The following is an 18,670-nucleotide window of genomic DNA, read 5'->3' as shown; positions in this document are numbered from 1 at the left end:
TAATTATGATAAAATTCAAATTGAATACGCTTTCTTGATTTTTCGCTCCAACATACAGCAAGAGAGAGGGAATTTTATGAATAGACGGAACGTAGTTAAGGACTTAAAGCAGTTCGAATTATTTGCTCATTTAACAGAAAAAAAATTGAAAGGCTTAACAGAGTTTGTTTATTGGCGAACTTATAAAAAAGGTCAATTTTTATTTTTAGAAGGAGATTCAAGGGAAAGAATCTACTTCATGTTAGATGGTTTTGTAAAGTTAGAGCGGGTTAATCAAAATGGAAACTTATTATACGATGACTATGTAAAGCGATATTCTATTTTTCCTTATGGTGGTATGTTTACAGACAGAGGATATAACTATACAGCAGAAGCAATGACGGATGTGGAGGTATATTATATTCCAACGGTAATCTTTGAAGATATGGTAAAATCCAGCAGAACGCAATTGATGTACGTTGTTCAGCAATTATCATCTATATTAAAATTGAACGAAAATCGAGTGCAAAATATTACAATTCCTAATGCACAAGATCGTGTTATCCAAACGTTAAATTATTTAATGCAGGATTTAGGAGAACAGAGTGGGGAAAAGATTGTAATTTCATGTCCACTTACAACAATTGAAATATCCAAAATATCTGGAACATCTCGAGAGACAGTTAGCAGCGTATTAAAACAATTAAAAAATGATAGCATTGTTACAATTTTAGATAAAAAAATTACAATACATGATCCAACATATTTTGAAGAAATTTCAATGTGAAAATTGTATATTGATTTTTTAATTCATAGTGTATATTAATAAGGTTCTTTATATATTTATAAGGAACTTTTTTACGTTATCCTCTATAAAAAGATTGTATAGTATGGTAATAATAGCTAAAATCGATAATAAAATACAAAGTGAAGGGGAGAAAGAATGATTCGTATTGAGTATGATCGATTAGTAGCTATTTGTTACAGTATAGGGGTTTTGTTATTATTAAAAATTCCAAATGATAATGAATTAATTGGGGAAAAACTATTCAATGTCTATAAGGTTCCGATACATACGTATGTCTATATGGATTATAAAGTCTCAAATATATTGATTGTTTCTTTCATACTACATGTAATTGCATTTATATTATTTTTAAAATGGCTAGGAAAAAAGGAGTCTAGTACATTTAGAAAAACGAATAAGATAAAAGTAGTAGGCATTAGTATTTTAATTTTAATGATGCCGTTTATTTTAAATAACATCCTCCAGACATTGAATAAAACATGGTACTATGCAGGAAAAACAGGCGTAGAAGCAATAGAATATAAAAAAGATGATAGCCATTGTAGAATGGAGAAAAATGGAGAGAATATCCAACCGAAGTGCATTGTTACTTTAAAAAATTATCGTAATCATTCACAAGCATTAAAAGTTGTTTTATATGATAATGCAAACGAGAATTCAAAAAGCTATCCAGTACCGAAACCAGTCTATTTACAAAAACATGAGACAAAGCAATTCGAATTTCAAGTTCCTGTTTCTTATAATAGAGGTATTGAAAAAGATAAAGTACCAAATATTAAATTACATTCATTGCATGAAAATGATACGAAATACAATTAATCTATAAGTAAAAGTTTATGAGTAGGAGCAAGAATTTGAAACGATATAGAAAATCAACTTGAATCATCCAACATACTGCGAGGTAACGGTATATTGGGTGATTTTTTTATGTTATCCCTTTTTTCACGTATGAAAAGGAGGAATACTTTGTTGGAAATGAAAAACATCACAAGGATTATACATGATTTTTACTTTACGTAATCTGTGAAAGTTAGAGCCATAATAACTAGTTTGCCAATTTTTAATGTCGATATCGGGCCAGTTCACATAGTCACCTAATGTATAAGGATCTAAGTTTTCTCGTAAACCTTTAACCCAGCGTATATTTCGATTTTCTTCATCATCGCATTTCCAAGAGGTAATGTATTCTTGAGAAATAATTGCTTTACGATGAAAATAAGCCGTTTTATTCGGCGAAATATTTTCAACAGCACCTATGGGCGATTGATGCCAAATACTAGCATCTTTATTTGGTGCATGAGAAAGAAAGTATTGCATGATTTGAATGCCTTTAAGGGGAATAGGTTTATAGACACAGGAACCAGAGCGCTTGAAATTTTCAGGGATGTTACCGCCATTAAAAAATTCAACAGCCTTTATATAAGGAACTTCTTCTATAAAGAGAGAGGGGCTACCAGTTTCAAGAAGAGGGGATAATAGGGAATGGAGTTCAGAGGGAGAACCGACAAACTCGCCTTGTGCTTCAATTTTATTTCGTTGTTTGGCGAATAATTCGATCGATGAAGTGAGACGTTCATCTATATAAGGTACCCAGTTTTGCCACGCTTGAAATGCAGCAATAAAGTCTTCCCGTTCCCATGTAATTGAGAAAATTGATACATTTTTTATCGGGTGGACTCGAAAAGTTAAGGAAGTGACAATTCCGAAGTTGCCACCACCGCCACCACGGCATGCCCAAAAAAGGTTAGAGTTCTCTTGTTCATTTGCACGAATGAGTTTTACACCAAATTTTCCACACGCTTGTACCATTTTCACTTCCATTAATTGATCACATGTTAATCCAAATAAGCGCGAAAGCATACCAATACCACCGCCAAGTGCTAATCCAACAATTCCAACGCTTGCACTTGTACCAGCAGGAATTGTAACACCATAATTCCAAAGTTCTTTATAAACAGTGCCAAGATTTGCACCAGCCTCAATTGTTGCTGTTAATTTCTCTGTATTAACAGTAATGCGATGCATTTCACTCACATCAATAATAAGTCCTCTATTTAAAAGAGAAAAATTTTCATAGCAATGACGCCCACTTCTTAACCGAAATGGTATATGACGTTCACGTGCTCATTTTAAGGCGTTACAGACATCCTTGTTATTTTGACAAAAAACAATAATACAAGGGAGTTTTGGAATACTTAAATTTAAATTCATTCGGGCTACGTCATAGTTAGGATTTGTGGGAACAATGATACGACCTGTTAATTTTGTTTACTTCAATTTATTATTCCTTTCTAAAATAATCAGAGCTTTTTATTAATATATGAAAAATGTCTGTAATACGCATGGACAAGGAGAGGTGAAGAATGAGATTTACCTTTGTGAGAAATAAATAAAGCATAAGAATAAAGAATCTACATAGAGTTCAATGAAAACAGTTGCAAACTGTTCATATTTTGTTATGATAGTGTTACGAAAACGTTTGCATAAAAATTCCGATGGGATGCAAAAGGAGAGAATGACTATGAATAAGACATGGTGGAAAGAAGCGGTTGCTTATCAAATTTATCCACGAAGCTTTATGGATTCAAATGGTGATGGTATTGGAGATTTACAAGGTATTATTGCAAAACTGGATTATTTAAAAGATTTAGGTATAGATGTAATTTGGATTTGTCCAATGTATAAATCGCCTAATGATGATAATGGTTATGATATTAGTGATTATCAAGATATTATGGATGAGTTTGGTACAATGGCAGACTTTGATGCTTTACTAGATGAAGTTCATAAGCGTGATATGAAGCTTATTATTGATTTAGTTATTAATCATACGAGTGATGAACATCCATGGTTTATTGAATCACGTTCATCTAAAGATAATCCGAAGCGTGATTGGTATATTTGGCAGGATGGTAAAGATGGTGCGGAGCCAAACAACTGGGAAAGTATTTTTAATGGTTCGGCATGGGAATATGATGAAGAAACAGAACAATATTATTTACATCTATTCTCACGTAAACAACCAGATTTGAACTGGGAGAATAAAGAAGTTCGCGAAGTACTATATGATACGGTTAATTGGTGGCTTGATAAAGGTATTGATGGTTTCCGCGTTGATGCGATCAGTCATATTAAAAAAGAAGAAGGCCTTAAGGATATGCCAAATCCAAAAGAGTTAAAATATGTGCCATCTTTTGATAAACATATGAATGTGAAAGGTATTCAACCTTTATTAGAAGAGCTAAAAGAAAATACATTCTCTAAGTACGATATTATGACTGTTGGTGAAGCAAATGGCGTTAAGATTGAAGATGCTGAGCTTTGGGTTGGAGAAGAGCAAGGTAAGTTCAATATGGTATTCCAGTTTGAACATTTAAGTTTATGGGATGCAGAGAAGAAGAAAGACCTTGATGTTGTAGGATTGAAAAAAGTATTAACGAAATGGCAAAAAGGATTAGAAAATAAAGGATGGAACGCTTTATATATTGAGAATCACGATAAACCACGTATCGTTTCAACATGGGGAGATGACAAACAATATTGGCGTGAAAGTGCAACAGCTCTAGGAGCGATGTATTTCTTTATGCACGGTACACCGTTTATTTACCAAGGACAAGAAATTGGTATGACAAATGTTCAGTTACCAAATATTGAAGATTACGATGATGTAGCAATTAAAAATTTATATCGCGAGAAAATTGCAGAGGGCGTACCACATCAAGATATGATGGAGATTATATGGGCTTCTTGCCGCGATAATTCACGTACACCTATGCAGTGGAATGATGAGATTAATGCTGGTTTCACAACAAGTACACCTTGGTTTAGCATGAATCCAAATTACAAAGAAATTAATGTTGAGAAGCAAAAAAATGAAGAAAAGTCTATTTTCAATTTCTATAAGAAAATGATTGCCCTGAAAAAAGAGCACGATGTACTGAACTATGGTACGTACGATTTACTTTTAGAAGACGATCCACAAATTTATGCATATACACGTACGTTACAGGATGAAAAAGTCATTGTAATTAGTAATATCTCAAAAGAGGAAGCTGTGTATAATGAGGGTTCATTTGCACTAGAACGCAAACGTTTGCTTTTAAATAACTATGAAGTTGCAGAATATGAAGAAGTAACAACAATTGTTTTAAAACCTTATGAAACAAGGGTTTATCGCATTTCATAATAAAAAAGGATGCTCTTTGAGCATCTTTTTTTATGAAAAAAAATAAATTTCTATTGCAAAGTGAAAACGCTTTTATTAAAATAGATTTATGAAAACGGTTGCGTAAAAAGAAAAATGATATGAGGAATCGTTTTCATAAAAGGGACAGAAATTATAATTTAAATCATTATGTTGTTATAAATAAAGGGGAGGAAGAACAGATGAAAATTACGTCTTTTGATTTTTGGCAAAAGTTCGGGAAAGCGTTATTAGTTGTTGTAGCCGTAATGCCAGCAGCTGGTTTAATGATTTCCATCGGTAAGTTAATTGGTATGTCTGCTGGGGATGTTAACGCAGTTCATACAATCGCTCGCGTAATGGAAGACATTGGTTGGGCAATCATTACAAATCTACACATCTTATTTGCAGTAGCAATTGGGGGATCTTGGGCGAAGGATCGTGCAGGTGGTGCATTTGCAGCGCTATTAGCATTCGTCTTAACAAACCGAATTACAGGAGCTATATTTGGCGTAAACACTCAAATGTTAGCGGATTCAAAAGCGACAGTTTCTTCAGTAATAGCAGGAGATTTACTTGTAAAAGATTACTTTACTTCTGTACTTGGTGCACCAGCATTAAACATGGGAGTGTTCGTAGGGATTATCACAGGTTTCTTAGGAGCTAATCTATATAACAAATATTATAACTATAATAAATTGCCACAGGCATTAGCATTCTTTAATGGAAAACGATTTGTGCCATTCGTTGTAATTCTTTGGTCTACCGTTACTGCGATTGTATTATCACTTCTATGGCCATTCATCCAAAGTGGGTTAAATGAATTTGGTCGTTGGATTGCAGCTTCAAAAGATAGTGCACCAGTTGTTGCACCGTTTGTATATGGAACGTTAGAGCGTTTATTATTACCATTTGGTTTACACCATATGTTAACGATTCCGATGAACTATACAGAGCTAGGCGGAACATATACGATGCTAACTGGTTCAAAAGTTGGACAAGTTGTAGCAGGACAAGATCCATTATGGCTTGCATGGATTACAGATTTAAATAATTTATTAGCAAATGGAGATACGAAGGCATATAACGATTTATTAAATAACGTTGTACCAGCTCGTTTCAAAGCTGGACAAGTTATTGGCTCAACAGCAGCGTTAATGGGGATTGCATTTGCGATGTTCCGTAACGTTGATAAAGAAAAGCGTGCAAAATATAAACCAATGTTTTTATCAGCAGCATTAGCAGTATTCTTAACAGGTGTAACAGAACCAATTGAATTCATGTTCATGTTTATTGCTCCAGTATTATATGTTGTATATGCTATTACAACAGGGCTTGCATTCGCGCTAGCTGATTTAATTAACTTACGTGTTCATGCATTTGGATTCATTGAGTTAATTACTCGTACACCAATGATGGTTAACGCAGGTTTAACAAGAGACTTAATCAACTTTGTTATTGTTTCATTAGTGTTCTTCGGTCTTAACTTTACACTATTTAATTTCTTAATTAAAAAATTCAATTTACCAACACCAGGGCGTGCAGGTAACTATATTGATAATGAAGATGAGGCATCAGAAGGAACAGGAAATGTACAAGACGGTTCATTAGCAACAAAAGTTATCGATTTATTAGGTGGAAAAGAAAATATTGCTGACGTAGATGCTTGTATGACACGCTTACGTGTAACAGTAAAAGATTTAGATGTTGTTGCACCAGAAGCACAGTGGAAACAAAATGGTGCTTTAGGACTTATTGTAAAAGATAAAGGTGTACAAGCGGTATATGGTCCGAAAGCTGACGTATTAAAGTCAGACATTCAAGATATGTTAGGTGCGTAATAATATGAAATTGCTAACTTTAAACTGTCATTCTTGGCAAGAAGAGAATCAAATAGAAAAGATACAATACCTTGCTAAAGTAATTCAAGAAGAAGAGTACGATGTCATCGCATTGCAAGAAGTAAGTCAGTCCATACAAGCTGAAAATGTATGCGGTAACAAGAAAAAAGATAATTTTGGACTTTTACTGTTAGAAGAGTTAAAAGCGCTACATGTAAAAGATTACAATATTACTTGGGATTTCTCTCATATTGGTTATGACGTGTACGAAGAAGGATTAGCGATTATAACGAAGCATAATATTATAAAAGAAGATACGTTCTTCATTTCAGAAAACGAGGATACAACGTATTGGAAAACGCGTAAAATTGTAAGTACAACAATTGCTTATAATGGTAAGGATATAACGTTTTACTCTTGCCATCTCGGTTGGTGGAATGATGAAGAAGAGTCATTCGAAGGTCAAGTCGATCGTTTGATGGAGCATGTAGATAGCAATAAGCTCGCCTTCTTAATGGGGGATTTTAATAACAATGCTCGGTTGGAAGGCGAAGGTTATGAGTATATGATGCAAAAAGGGTTGTATGACACATATGAATTAGCAATAGAGAAGGATGAAGGAACGACTGTCCAAGGTGAGATTGCTGGTTGGGATGAAAATAAACATAATTTGCGAATCGATCTAATATTGTGTAACCAAAGTAAAAAAGTTCATTCTTCAAAAGTTATTTTTAATGGTACAAACAGAAATGTAATTTCAGATCATTTCGGTGTAGAGGTTCAATTGGATATATAATAGAAGAAATCCTCACAGAGAATAAAAGCTGTGAGGATTTTTTTTTGGAATACAAGTATTTCCAAGAGAAAATACTTGTATTTTTTATGACATTTCATATATATTTGTTATTATTGAATGTAAAACCGATTTGGTCATTTTGTATTCATACTTTGACTCACTTCGTTATATAATGAAGTAAGTGAAAGTTAATGGGAAAAAATAGTACGTTTTTGGTTAATACACGATGTAGAAAGTGATATAATTGCAAAATGCATGTATCATTTTCTAAAGAAGGAAAAATATATAATTAGGTGATAACTTCTATGAAACAAATTTGGCGTATTTATAAGACAGATTTACGGAATGTAGCCAAACATTGGGCTGCAATTGTTATTGTTTTAGGATTAATGATTTTACCATCGTTATATGCATGGTTTAACATTAAAGCTTCTTGGGATCCATATGGAAATACAAAAGAGGTTCCCATTGCAGTTTCTAACCAAGATGCAGGTTCTAATTTAAGAGGGAAAGATATTAATATCGGGAAAGAGATTGTAGACTCCCTTAAGAAAAACAAAAATCTTGGCTGGAAATTTGTAGATGAAAAACAAGCAATTTACGGAGTTGAGCGTGGGGATTATTATGCAAGTATTACGATTCCAAAAGACTTCTCTGAAAAAATCGCAACTGTTCTGGATGAAAATCCGAAAAAACCAGAACTGGATTACTATGTGAATGAAAAAGTAAACGCGATTGCACCGAAGATTACAGCAAAAGGTGCATCAGGTATTACAGAAGAAATTAGTAAAAACTTTGTTAAAACAGCAAACGGTGAGATTTTTAAAATTTTCAATGACCTTGGAATCGATTTAGAAACAAACTTACCAAGTATCGAGAAAGTAAAAGATCTTGTCTTTAAGCTAGAAGCGCAGTTCCCAGAAATGAATACACTCATGGATAAGGCGTTAGATGATGCAACTCGAGCAGAAGATGTTGTGAAAGTAGCGCAAAAAGAGTTGCCAGTTGTAGAGAGTATTATGAATGATGGGCAAGAAGCGTTAGGGAATTTAGATAAATTCTTTGCGAGAAATGATGAAACATTGAATCGCGCTCCGGGAACTATTAAAAATAATTTAACAGTAATGCAGCAGGGATTGGATGCTGCAGCGAAAATTACGGATTACTTAAAAAATCCGGCATTTGACTTTAATCTGACATTGCCAGATCCAGCTAAATTACCAGTCTTACCTAATATAACTATTCCACAAATACCAGAGATTCCAGCATTACCACAAGTGAATGGTGAAGGGTATAAAAATATTGCTAAAAATATTGATCAAACTGTAAACACTGTTTTCAATTCTACTCGTGTTGGAACGGCATATGTAAAGAGTGTTATGGATGGCCTTCAAAATAAAGGCGTGGATCCAGCTGTAGCACAGAAAAATGTGCAGGATGCTTCAAAGCTCCTCCAAGAGCGTATCGATAGTGTTTCATATTTGATTGATTTCTTTACAGCTTTCAAGGAATCAGCTTCTACGGAATTCGGTAAACAGTTCTTTGGAAACAGAGTGGAAAGTTTAACGGTGCTTAAAAATTCTATGGTGGATGCTAACAATAGGGTTAAGCATGTAGGAGATTTAATTAGTTCCGGACAAGAAGTTAAACAAGATGTGCGAGATGCTGTAAATCAAAAATTAGATGCAGTAAATAATTTAGTAAATCAAGCTGAAAAGGATTATAATGCAACGTTTGTAGCTGATTTTGAAAAAGCAGTAAGTACAGCTGAGCAACTGAAAAGTAAGGCTGAAAATGCGCAAGAAAATGCACAGCAGCTTAGAGGCAATTTAAATCAAGATATAAATAAGGCTAATGAGATATTAAACAATGGTAGAGAGAAATATGATAAAGCTGTAAATGATTACAGTAGATTAAAAACGGAGCTTGAAAAAGCAAGAGAAGACTTAAGTAACAAAGGTGTTAACGGATTAGATTCTACAAAAGTAGCCTTAAATGATTTGAATGGGCAGTTCAAAGCAAGTTGGAATTTAGTTAATGACATGATTCCAGTTCTGGAAAGTACAAATAAAGTGTTAGCTGATGTGAATAGTGATAAAAACCTTAATGGTACAATTTCTAAGTTAAATAAAGCAAAAGATGGTTTGCAAAAAGGAATGGATTTAACTGATAAAGGAATTGACGCTATTAATAAAGGTCAAAAACCAGCAGCTGATGTTATTGAAAGTATTAATCAAGTGTCTAAAAGTGTTTCGGGCCAAATTGGTGACATTTTAGCTAAATATGACTCAGAAATCACTCCAAATTTCAATGCAGCAATTGCTCGCACAAAAGAGATGTCTAAAAATACATCTCAAATTTTAAAAGAGGCAGACAAAAAGCTTCCAGATGTTAAAAAATTACTAGAAGATTCATCAAAAGGTTTAGTAGATGGTAAAAAGAAATTAGCAGACATTAAAGCTGAAATGCCAGCTACTGAGAAAAAGATTAAAGAATTAGCAGATAAAATTCGTGATTTTGAATCTGAAGAGGATTTAAAAGACATTATACGCTTATTGAAAAATGATGTTGAAAAGCAAAGTGATTACTTTGCGAATCCAGTAAATTTAAAAGAAAATAAATTATTTGCGATGCCGAACTACGGTTCAGCGATGTCACCATTCTATACAGTGCTTGCATTATGGGTAGGCGCATTATTAATGGTTTCATTATTAACGGTAGAAGTACACGAAGAGGGCGCGAATTATAAGAGCCATGAAATTTACTTCGGACGTTTATTAACATTCTTAACGATAGGTCTTTCACAAGCGTTTATCGTATCGATGGGAGATATATTCTTACTCGGTACGTACGTAGTCGATAAGTTCTGGTTTGTGTTATTTAGTTTATTTATTGGTGGAGTCTTCGTTTGTATCGTATACTCACTCGTTTCTATTTTCGGAAACGTTGGGAAATCGATGGCGATCATTTTACTTGTACTACAAGTAGCAGGATCGGGCGGAACATTCCCAATCCAAATGACACCAGCGTTCTTCCAAGCGATTTATCCGTTCTTACCATTCACATACGCAATTAGCGCAATTCGTGAAACAGTTGGCGGAATGCTTTGGGATATCGTAACGCGAGATTTACTTGTGTTAAGTGCTTTCGTAGTAGTTATGATTGTTGCTGCGTTATTACTGAAAACACCAATTAACAAATCAAGTGAAAAATTTGTTGAGAATGCAAAAGGAAGTAAAATCATTCACTAAAATAAAAGGTTCCTACCGATAGAGGTAGGAACCTTTTTGTTTAATCAAATTTTAATTTTTTTAATGCTTCCGCGAATGGGTTATTTAATGGTTCTTCTTCTTTTTTCTGTTGTTTCATATATTTTTGAACGTCGCGTTTATCGGCTTTGTTTCCAGATTCTTTTTTACGTCGCTCTTGGAATGTTGATAATTTCTCGCGATAGCCACATTTACATGCGAAAATTTGACCTGCACCCTCACCACGTAATTCTAGTTTCTTTTTACATTGCGGACAGCGAGCATTTGTTGTACGAGATACATTTTTACGATGACCACATTCACGGTCTTGGCATACGAGCATTTTCCCCTTTTTTCCATTTACTTCTAGCATTGGTTTACCGCAATCTGGACAAGACTTCGTTGAAATGTTGTCATGTTTATATTTCTTATCACTCGATTTAATTTCAGAAACAATTTCTTTCGTATAGTTCTTCATTTCCGAAATGAATACTTCTTTCTTTAATTTTCCTTTTGCAATTGCTTCAAGTTTTTGTTCCCACTCACCAGTTAGTGTAGGTGATTTTAATTCTTCTGGTACTAAATCAAGTAATTGACCACCTTTTGATGTAATGTGAATATCTTTACCACGTTTTTCAATTAAGAAAGAATTGAAAAGTTTGTCGATAATATCTGCACGTGTCGCTACAGTACCTAATCCACCAGTTGATTTTAACGTATCAGCAAGTTGTTTATTTTGCGTATCCATATATTTTGTAGGATTCTCCATTGCTGAAAGTAAAGTTGCTTCATTAAAGCGTGCAGGTGCTTTCGTTTGACCTGATGTTTGCATAAGTAACTTTACAGTTAATGTATCGCCCTTTTCAATGTGAGGTAGAATCTGCTCTTTTACGTCATCAGTTACATCATCGTCTTCAAATCGATTTTCGTATACTTCCTTCCAACCAGCATGTAAAATCGTTTTTCCGCGTGCAATGAATGTTTCATTGCCGACCTTTGTGCGTAACGTTAGTTGTTCGTATTCGAATGCTGGGAATAAAACAGCTAAGAAACGTTTTACAACTAAATCATAAATTTTGCGTTCTTTATCTGTGAATGCTGCGAAGTTAACGTATCCTTCTGTTGGAATAATCGCATGATGATCGCTTACTTTACTATCATCAACAAATGATTTGTTAGGTTTGATAGGCTTTTGTAATACTTTATGTGCGAAGGGACGGTATTCTCCAACACCACATGCTTTTAGACGTTCTGGAAGTGTTCCGACGATATCAGATGAAATGTAGCGTGAATCTGTACGAGGGTACGTTAGTACTTTATGCTGTTCATACAATTTTTGCATAATATTTAATGTTTCTTTAGCAGAGTAACCGAACTTTTTATTTGCATCACGTTGCAATTCAGTTAAATCGTAAAGACCAGGAGAGAATGACTTCTTCTGTTTCTTATCAATTTCCACAACAGTAGCATTTTGTTTATCTAAACTTTTTACAATACCATCGATTTTTTCTTTATTAAAACTACGGCTATTGCCATTTGCATCTTGCCAAGTAAGTTTGAGCTTCTCCATTGTTTGAGCTTCGATGCCGTAGTAAGTTTGAGCTTTGAAGTTCTTTATTTCATCCTCACGACTAGCAATCATAGCAACAGTAGGGGTTTGTACACGGCCGCAATTTAACTGGGCATTAAAGCGAGTCGTTAAAGCACGAGTTGCATTAAGACCGATATACCAGTCAGCTTCTGAACGTGCAACTGCTGAAGCGTATAAATTGTCATAGGCTTTACCTGGTTTTAAATTTGCAAAACCATCTTTAATTGCTTTATCGGTTACAGAAGAAATCCATAAACGTTTGATTGGTTTATTTAGCTTAACTTTATCGATAATCCAGCGTGCGACTAATTCCCCTTCACGTCCAGCGTCTGTTGCTACAATAATTTCATTTACATCTTTTCTAAGTAGCTGACTTTTTACAGCATTAAATTGTTTACCAGTTTGTTTAATAACCGTTAATTTCAAACGCTCAGGTAGCATCGGTAAATCTTCTAAATTCCACTTTTTATATTTCACATCATAACTTTCTGGATCTGCTAATGTAACGAGATGACCTAAAGCCCAAGTTACAATATATTTACTACCTTCAAGGTAGCCATTTCCTTTTTTATCGCACTTAAGTACACGAGCAATATCTCGTGCAACGGAAGGTTTTTCAGCGATTACAACGCTTTTCGACATATTAAAAACATCCTTTCAAATTTCCATAAGTTAAATATAGCATACATCTTCTTGAGATTCAGTTTCGCTCCATATTTGATCGGTTTTTAGTGGGATGAACAAAACACTCACTGATTAAAGTTTCACTTGATTATGTTTATTGTTATATAGGTTGCTTCTATATTAAATAGAAAAGTAAAGAACTTGTTATTTTAGTAGAATAAGAGTAGACTTTGAAGTAGATGAATAAGAAGCACATGGGAGTTTGTGGATGCAAACTGAGAGTATGACTAGTCCGTCATTGACCATTTGAACCTGTTGGATAATGCCAGCGTAGGGAGAGTGTAAAAGCACATGTTCAGGCACTTTGCGTACGCGCAAAGTGTCTTTTTGTGTATCTCCCATCATTATAGTTAGGAGATGAAAAGGATGAATATGAAAGAAATTAGTAAAGTAGTGGATTTGGTGAGAGAATCTAATCCGCTCGTTCATAATATTACAAATGTTGTTGTAACAAATTTTACTGCTAACGGTTTGTTGGCACTTGGAGCATCGCCTGTAATGGCGTATGCAAAAGAAGAAGTAGCAGAAATGGCTAGCATTGCTGGAGCGTTAGTATTAAATATGGGGACACTTCGTCCTGAAGAAGTAGAAGCGATGTTACTCGCGGGTAAATCAGCAAATGCGAACAATGTGCCAGTACTATTTGACCCAGTTGGTGCAGGAGCAACTTCGTATCGAACAGAAGTTGCGAGACATATTCCAGCCGAAATAGATTTAGCAATTATCCGCGGAAATGCGGCTGAAATAGCAAATGTTATTAATGAGAAATGGGAAATTAAAGGGGTAGACGCTGGTACTGGAAATGGCAATGTTGTAAGTATTGCAAGGCAGGCAGCAGATGAACTAAATACAGTTGCGGTCATTACTGGAAAAGAAGATGTTGTTACAGATGGAGAGAGAACTATTGTTATTCGAAATGGTCACCCTATTTTAACGAAAGTTACGGGAACAGGTTGTTTACTAACTTCTGTAATAGGAGCATTTGTAGCAGTGGAAAAAGATTATGTAAAAGCAGCAGTAGCCGCATTAACGTTTTATGGTGTAGCTTCGGAACTGGCAGCTGCTAAGGCGGTAGAAAAAGGGCCTGGTAGTTTCCAAATTGAATTTTTAAATCAATTAGCTAATACAACTTCAGGTGATATTGAGAAGTATGGGAAGATTGTGGAGTTAGAGTAAGAGGGAGTGAAAGAAATGGCACGCATTGAAATAGATAAAATGTCTAAGCTATTGCAAGTGTATTTTATTATGGGAAGTAATAACTGCACGAGGGATCCTTTAGCTGTATTGAAAGAAGCGTTAGATGGTGGAGTGACACTTTTTCAGTTTCGCGAGAAGGGGGAAGGTTCTTTAATCGGAGAAGATAGAGTGCGCTTTGCAAAAGAATTGCAGACGCTTTGTAAGGAATATAGTGTTCCTTTCATTGTAAATGATGATGTAGAATTAGCCATTGAATTAGATGCAGATGGTGTTCATGTTGGACAAGATGATGAAGGAATTACATCTGTTCGTGAAAAAATAGGAGATAAAATTATCGGCGTATCTGCTCATACAATTGAAGAAGCACGTTTTGCAATCGAAAATGGAGCGGATTATTTAGGTGTTGGTCCTATTTTCCCAACGAGTACGAAAAAAGATACGAAAGCGGTTCAAGGAACGAAAGGATTAGCTTATTTTAGAGAACAAGGAATTACAGTGCCAATCGTTGGTATTGGTGGGATTACAATTGAAAATACAGCGGCAGTTATAGAGGCGGGTGCGGACGGTGTTTCAGTTATTTCAGCAATTAGTTTAGCGGAATCTGCGTATGAAAGTACGAGAAAATTAGTTGAAGAAGTAAAGAGAAGTTTGTAGGGAAGGAAGTGTAGTATTTTAAGTGCTACATGAAGAAATAGACTGCCCAAAATTTAAACAAATATTTGATTAAAAAAGCACAAACCTTTTTAAATAAAGGTTTGTGCTTTTTCTTTAAAACATAATTGAAATTAAGAGCATTCCAATTCCGATAGAAGTAAATGTTGCGATTAGGCCCGGAATCATAAAACTATGATTTAATACGTATTTACCGATACCTGTTGTACCAGTACGGTCAAAGTTAATGGCAGCAACGATTGTTCCATAGTTTGGAATGAAGAAATATCCATTTACTGCAGGGAACATCGCAATCAGTAGCGCTGGTGGAATACCAAGAGATAGTCCAAGTGGCATTAAGGCACGAACTGTTGCTGCTTGGCTGTACAGTAAAATAGATAGAATGAATAGTGCGATAGCAAATAGCCAAGGTGCACTTGTTACTAAATGCTGAATGGATCCTTGAATCATATTTAAGTTTCCATTAAAGAAAGTATCTCCCATCCAAGCGATACCGAAAATAGCAACAACTGCTGTTGCTCCTGCTTTAAAGACGTTACCAGATACAATGCTTTCTACATTTGGTTTACAGAAAATAATAATAAGAGCCGCGATAGTTAACATAACCATCTCAATTGTGTTCGGCATGGAAAGACGGGCTAACTTCCCATCAACTATCCATCCTGGACGAAGTGCTTCAAATGAACCAAGAAGTACAACAAGGAAGGTTCCTACAAGGAAAAGGATAACTGATAATTTTGCGCCCTTTACACCTACAAATTCTTTTTTCTCTTCAAGCTTAGGAATTAATCCTTCTTTTAATCGTTTTAAGTATTCAGGGTCTTCATTTAATTCTTTTCCCATCTTACTAGCAACAAATGCAGCTATCATACAAGCGATGAAAGTAGAAGGGATACTTACTTTTAAAATATCTAATAAGGTGATTTTATAGTCAGCTAACATTGCTAAAAGTGCAACTGTTGCAGCTGATATAGGACTAGCTGTAATTGCTTGTTGGGAAGCAATTACGGCAATTGACATTGGTCGTTCTGGTCTAATTCCGGATTCGCGAGAGACTTCAGCGATAACAGGAAGTACAGAATAAGCAACGTGACCAGTTCCTGCACAAAGTGTAAATAAATAAGTAACAATTGGAGCAAAGAATGTAATGCGTTTTGGATTTTTTCGTAATGCCTTTTCAGCTAGATGAACAAGGTAGTCCATTCCTCCAGCGGCTTGGAGTGCACCAGCAGCTGTAATTACTGCCAAAATCATAAGCATTACATCGATAGGAGGCGCGGTTGGTTGTAAGTGGAAGACAAAAACGAGTATTGCCATACCAACTCCACCCATCACTCCTAAACCAACTCCGCCTAGGCGTGCACCAATAAAAATACAGAGTAACAAGGTAAGAAATTGTAGCCAAAACATGATAAACTACCTCCGAAATTCATTAGTTAAGATATATTCGAATAGTTTAATTTGAATGAAAATTAAATAAATACCCGAAGAAATCCTTGTTATTTATACATTTTTTATTATATAACACAAAAAAAGTAACATTCACGTACTTTTTGAAATTATTTTGAAAAAGCAATTCGTTAAAAATGTATTTATATCTCTAAATAAGTAGACATTTTGATTTATATGTTGTAATCTTTGAAAGAGAATAAATTAATTCTCATAAAACTCCCATATCGTTCAACTCGTTCAGCGAGAAAGGCAAACTGATGGAAACATGAGGACGCAAAACTACAGGAGCTAAGGTCGAAAGGCTACGCTAGCCAGTTACCGGACGGATAGGGTTGGTCTTGGCCAATGCTTTTACATTGGCTTTTTTTTATTCTCGAACATATTGAGAAACATTTTTAAACAAAATATTCATATATTTTGTTTTTTTGTTTATGTTGATTAAGGAAGGTGAATATTAATGAAAAAATATTGGCATAAGTTATCGTTCCTTCAAAAGAACGTCTTATTAACCGTATTAGTTATTTTGACACTTGTTGGAAGTATGGGTGCATTAAGTTTCAACATGTTTCAAAATAGTATGATGTCTTTATTTGAAAGGCAGTCTATTGAAACAGGAGAAATAGTATTGAAAAAATTGGATGTAGAATTAGTTAGAGACATGGCGAAAGATCCTACAGCCGAAAAAGTGAAAAAAGAAAAGTTAACAGAGAAATTAGATGAAGTGTCAAAAGAATTGAAAAGTGTTGGACAAACGTATGTTACAGGAGCAAAGCCGAATGAAAAGCGAGAATTACAACTCGTTGGTTTGACTACAGAGTTAACAAATGCATTCCCTATAAAGACGGGAGATTATTATGAACAACCCGCTCATTGGATGAAGGCATACGATAAAGTGATTGATACGAAAAAGGCACAAATGACAGAAGTATATGAAGATGAAATAGGTTCGTGGGTGACAATATTAGAACCAATTACGGATGGAGAAAACAATATTGTTGCAATTATTGCGGCTGACTTAGATGCTTCCATTGTTCCTATTACAAAAGAGAAGTTTATGATACAGGGCTTACTCTTTATCATTATTTCATTAGCAATTGCGACTATTACTCAATTCTTTATCGTGCGTCACTCGCTAGCTCCATTAAAAGATTTACGAGAAGGGTTACGTAAAATTGGTGAAGGTGACTTAAGTATTAAATTAAAAGAAAGACCAGATGATATTGGAATTATTAATGTTTATTTCAATAACACGATTGAAAAATTTAAAGGGATTATAGATAAAGTAAGGCAAACTGCTGAGCAAGTTTCTTCTTCTTCACAAGAATTGTCGGCGAGTACAGAGGAAAACAGCATGGCAGTTCAAGAGATTGCAAGTTCTATTGAAGGTTTAAGAGTAGGGGCACAGTCTCAACAAACTTCAGTACAACAATGTTTAGGAATTGTACATGGAATGGAAGATAAGGTAGAAGAAATAACTGGGGCTGCAAAACAAGTTGCGGTTGCTTCTGAAGGTATGGAACAACATTCAATTGAAGGTAATGAAGTGATTGGACAAATTATTAATCAAATGAGTTTAATCCAAAATGCAGTACAAGATTTATCTTCCATCATTTATTCGTTAGAAACAAGGTCAAAAGAAATTAGTGATATCGTAACTGTAATTACAGGTATTTCAAATCAAACAAATTTATTAGCTTTAAATGCTTCTATTGAGGCTTCACGTGCTGGAGCAGCTGGAAGAGGGTTTGCAGTTGTTGCTGATGAAGTACGAAAATTAGCAGAACAAACGGAAGCGTCTGCAAAAGATATAGCGAAATTAATTGGTGAAACACAAGCTGAGACAGAAGATGCTGTAGTTTCCATGCAAAAAGGTTCAAGAGAAGTAGAAACTGGAATTTCGCTTGTTCAAAGTAGTGGAGATTTCTTTGAAAAAATCTCAAAATCAGCGCAATCTGTTACAGATCAAGTAAAAGCTGTTTCTGGTAATTCGAGTGACATTTTACAAAATAGCCAGAATATTGTTCAAGTCGTAAATGAATTATCACATATTGCAAATACTTATGCCAACAGCAGTAGTAATGTTGAAGAAAGCATGAAAGAGCAAGAAATATCAGTACAAGATATTGCAGAATTAGCGACTTCTTTAAGTTGGCTTTCTCAGGAATTACAAGAGCTTATTGGTGAGTTTAAAAGCGAATAAGGAGAAAGTTCAATTCTAA

General features: G+C 34.8%; 11 protein-coding genes, 1 pseudogene and 2 riboswitches. Of the genes and pseudogenes, 9 read left to right on the top strand and 3 right to left on the bottom strand.

What is annotated here, in order from left to right:
- The first annotated feature begins 76 nt into the window (after nt 1-76).
- Nucleotides 77-766 (top strand): Crp/Fnr family transcriptional regulator, encoded by a 690-nt coding sequence (locus tag ACTFRY_RS25825; RefSeq protein ID WP_001081905.1) that lies wholly within the window; start codon nt 77-79, stop codon nt 764-766.
- 156 nt (nt 767-922) lie between these two features.
- Nucleotides 923-1,606, top strand: coding sequence for a hypothetical protein (locus tag ACTFRY_RS25820; RefSeq protein ID WP_000619193.1), 684 nt, complete (start codon nt 923-925; stop codon nt 1,604-1,606).
- Between the two features lie 123 nt (nt 1,607-1,729).
- Here the strand turns inward: ACTFRY_RS25820 and ACTFRY_RS25815 are convergent.
- A pseudogene (locus ACTFRY_RS25815) lies at nt 1,730-3,037 on the bottom strand (FAD-dependent oxidoreductase).
- Nucleotides 3,038-3,308: 271 nt separating this feature from the next.
- Here ACTFRY_RS25815 and ACTFRY_RS25810 point away from each other — a divergent pair.
- The 4 genes from ACTFRY_RS25810 to ACTFRY_RS25795 all read left to right on the top strand — a co-directional run bounded on the left by ACTFRY_RS25810 (nt 3,309) and on the right by ACTFRY_RS25795 (nt 10,858).
- Nucleotides 3,309-4,973 (top strand): glycoside hydrolase family 13 protein, encoded by a 1,665-nt coding sequence (locus ACTFRY_RS25810; protein ID WP_098616509.1) that lies wholly within the window; start codon nt 3,309-3,311, stop codon nt 4,971-4,973.
- A gap of 200 nt (nt 4,974-5,173) precedes the next feature.
- Nucleotides 5,174-6,811 carry a PTS transporter subunit IIBC gene (locus tag ACTFRY_RS25805; RefSeq protein WP_098616508.1) on the top strand — a complete coding sequence of 546 codons (1,638 nt, stop codon included), beginning with the start codon at nt 5,174-5,176 and terminating at the stop codon, nt 6,809-6,811.
- A gap of 4 nt (nt 6,812-6,815) precedes the next feature.
- Entirely contained in the window at nt 6,816-7,607 is a 792-nt protein-coding gene (locus ACTFRY_RS25800) for an endonuclease/exonuclease/phosphatase family protein (RefSeq protein WP_098616507.1), read from the top strand.
- Between the two features lie 305 nt (nt 7,608-7,912).
- Nucleotides 7,913-10,858, top strand: a complete 2,946-nt coding sequence (locus ACTFRY_RS25795; RefSeq protein ID WP_098616506.1) for a YhgE/Pip domain-containing protein — start codon at nt 7,913-7,915, stop codon at nt 10,856-10,858.
- 40 nt (nt 10,859-10,898) lie between these two features.
- On the opposite strand, the gene topB is transcribed toward ACTFRY_RS25795, so the two are convergent.
- A complete protein-coding gene (gene topB / locus ACTFRY_RS25790) occupies nt 10,899-13,088 on the bottom strand; it encodes a DNA topoisomerase III (RefSeq protein WP_098616505.1) in 2,190 nt (729 codons plus the stop codon).
- A 226-nt stretch (nt 13,089-13,314) separates the two neighbouring features.
- A riboswitch (TPP riboswitch) is annotated at nt 13,315-13,424 on the top strand.
- A 72-nt stretch (nt 13,425-13,496) separates the two neighbouring features.
- Between topB and thiM the strand changes: the two genes are divergently transcribed.
- Nucleotides 13,497-14,306 carry a hydroxyethylthiazole kinase gene (thiM, locus tag ACTFRY_RS25785; protein WP_001056095.1) on the top strand — a complete coding sequence of 270 codons (810 nt, stop codon included), beginning with the start codon at nt 13,497-13,499 and terminating at the stop codon, nt 14,304-14,306.
- A 15-nt stretch (nt 14,307-14,321) separates the two neighbouring features.
- The gene (gene thiE / locus ACTFRY_RS25780) at nt 14,322-14,981 is read left to right on the top strand and encodes a thiamine phosphate synthase (RefSeq protein ID WP_098616504.1); all 660 of its coding nucleotides are present in this window, start codon (nt 14,322-14,324) and stop codon (nt 14,979-14,981) included.
- A gap of 114 nt (nt 14,982-15,095) precedes the next feature.
- Here thiE and ACTFRY_RS25775 read toward each other — a convergent pair whose 3' ends face one another.
- A complete protein-coding gene (locus ACTFRY_RS25775) occupies nt 15,096-16,409 on the bottom strand; it encodes an anaerobic C4-dicarboxylate transporter family protein (protein WP_000498691.1) in 1,314 nt (437 codons plus the stop codon).
- A 280-nt stretch (nt 16,410-16,689) separates the two neighbouring features.
- A riboswitch (cyclic di-GMP riboswitch) is annotated at nt 16,690-16,774 on the top strand.
- A 134-nt stretch (nt 16,775-16,908) separates the two neighbouring features.
- Between ACTFRY_RS25775 and ACTFRY_RS25770 the strand changes: the two genes are divergently transcribed.
- The gene (locus ACTFRY_RS25770; RefSeq protein ID WP_098616503.1) at nt 16,909-18,651 is read left to right on the top strand and encodes a methyl-accepting chemotaxis protein; all 1,743 of its coding nucleotides are present in this window, start codon (nt 16,909-16,911) and stop codon (nt 18,649-18,651) included.
- Nucleotides 18,652-18,670 lie beyond the last annotated feature (19 nt).

The organism is Bacillus cereus group sp. MYBK195-1, from assembly GCF_051916605.1.
Taxonomy (GTDB): Bacteria; Bacillota; Bacilli; order Bacillales; family Bacillaceae_G; genus Bacillus_A; species Bacillus_A cereus.
Note: the sequence above shows the minus strand (reverse complement) of the source record. Positions and strands in the feature narration are given on the sequence as shown.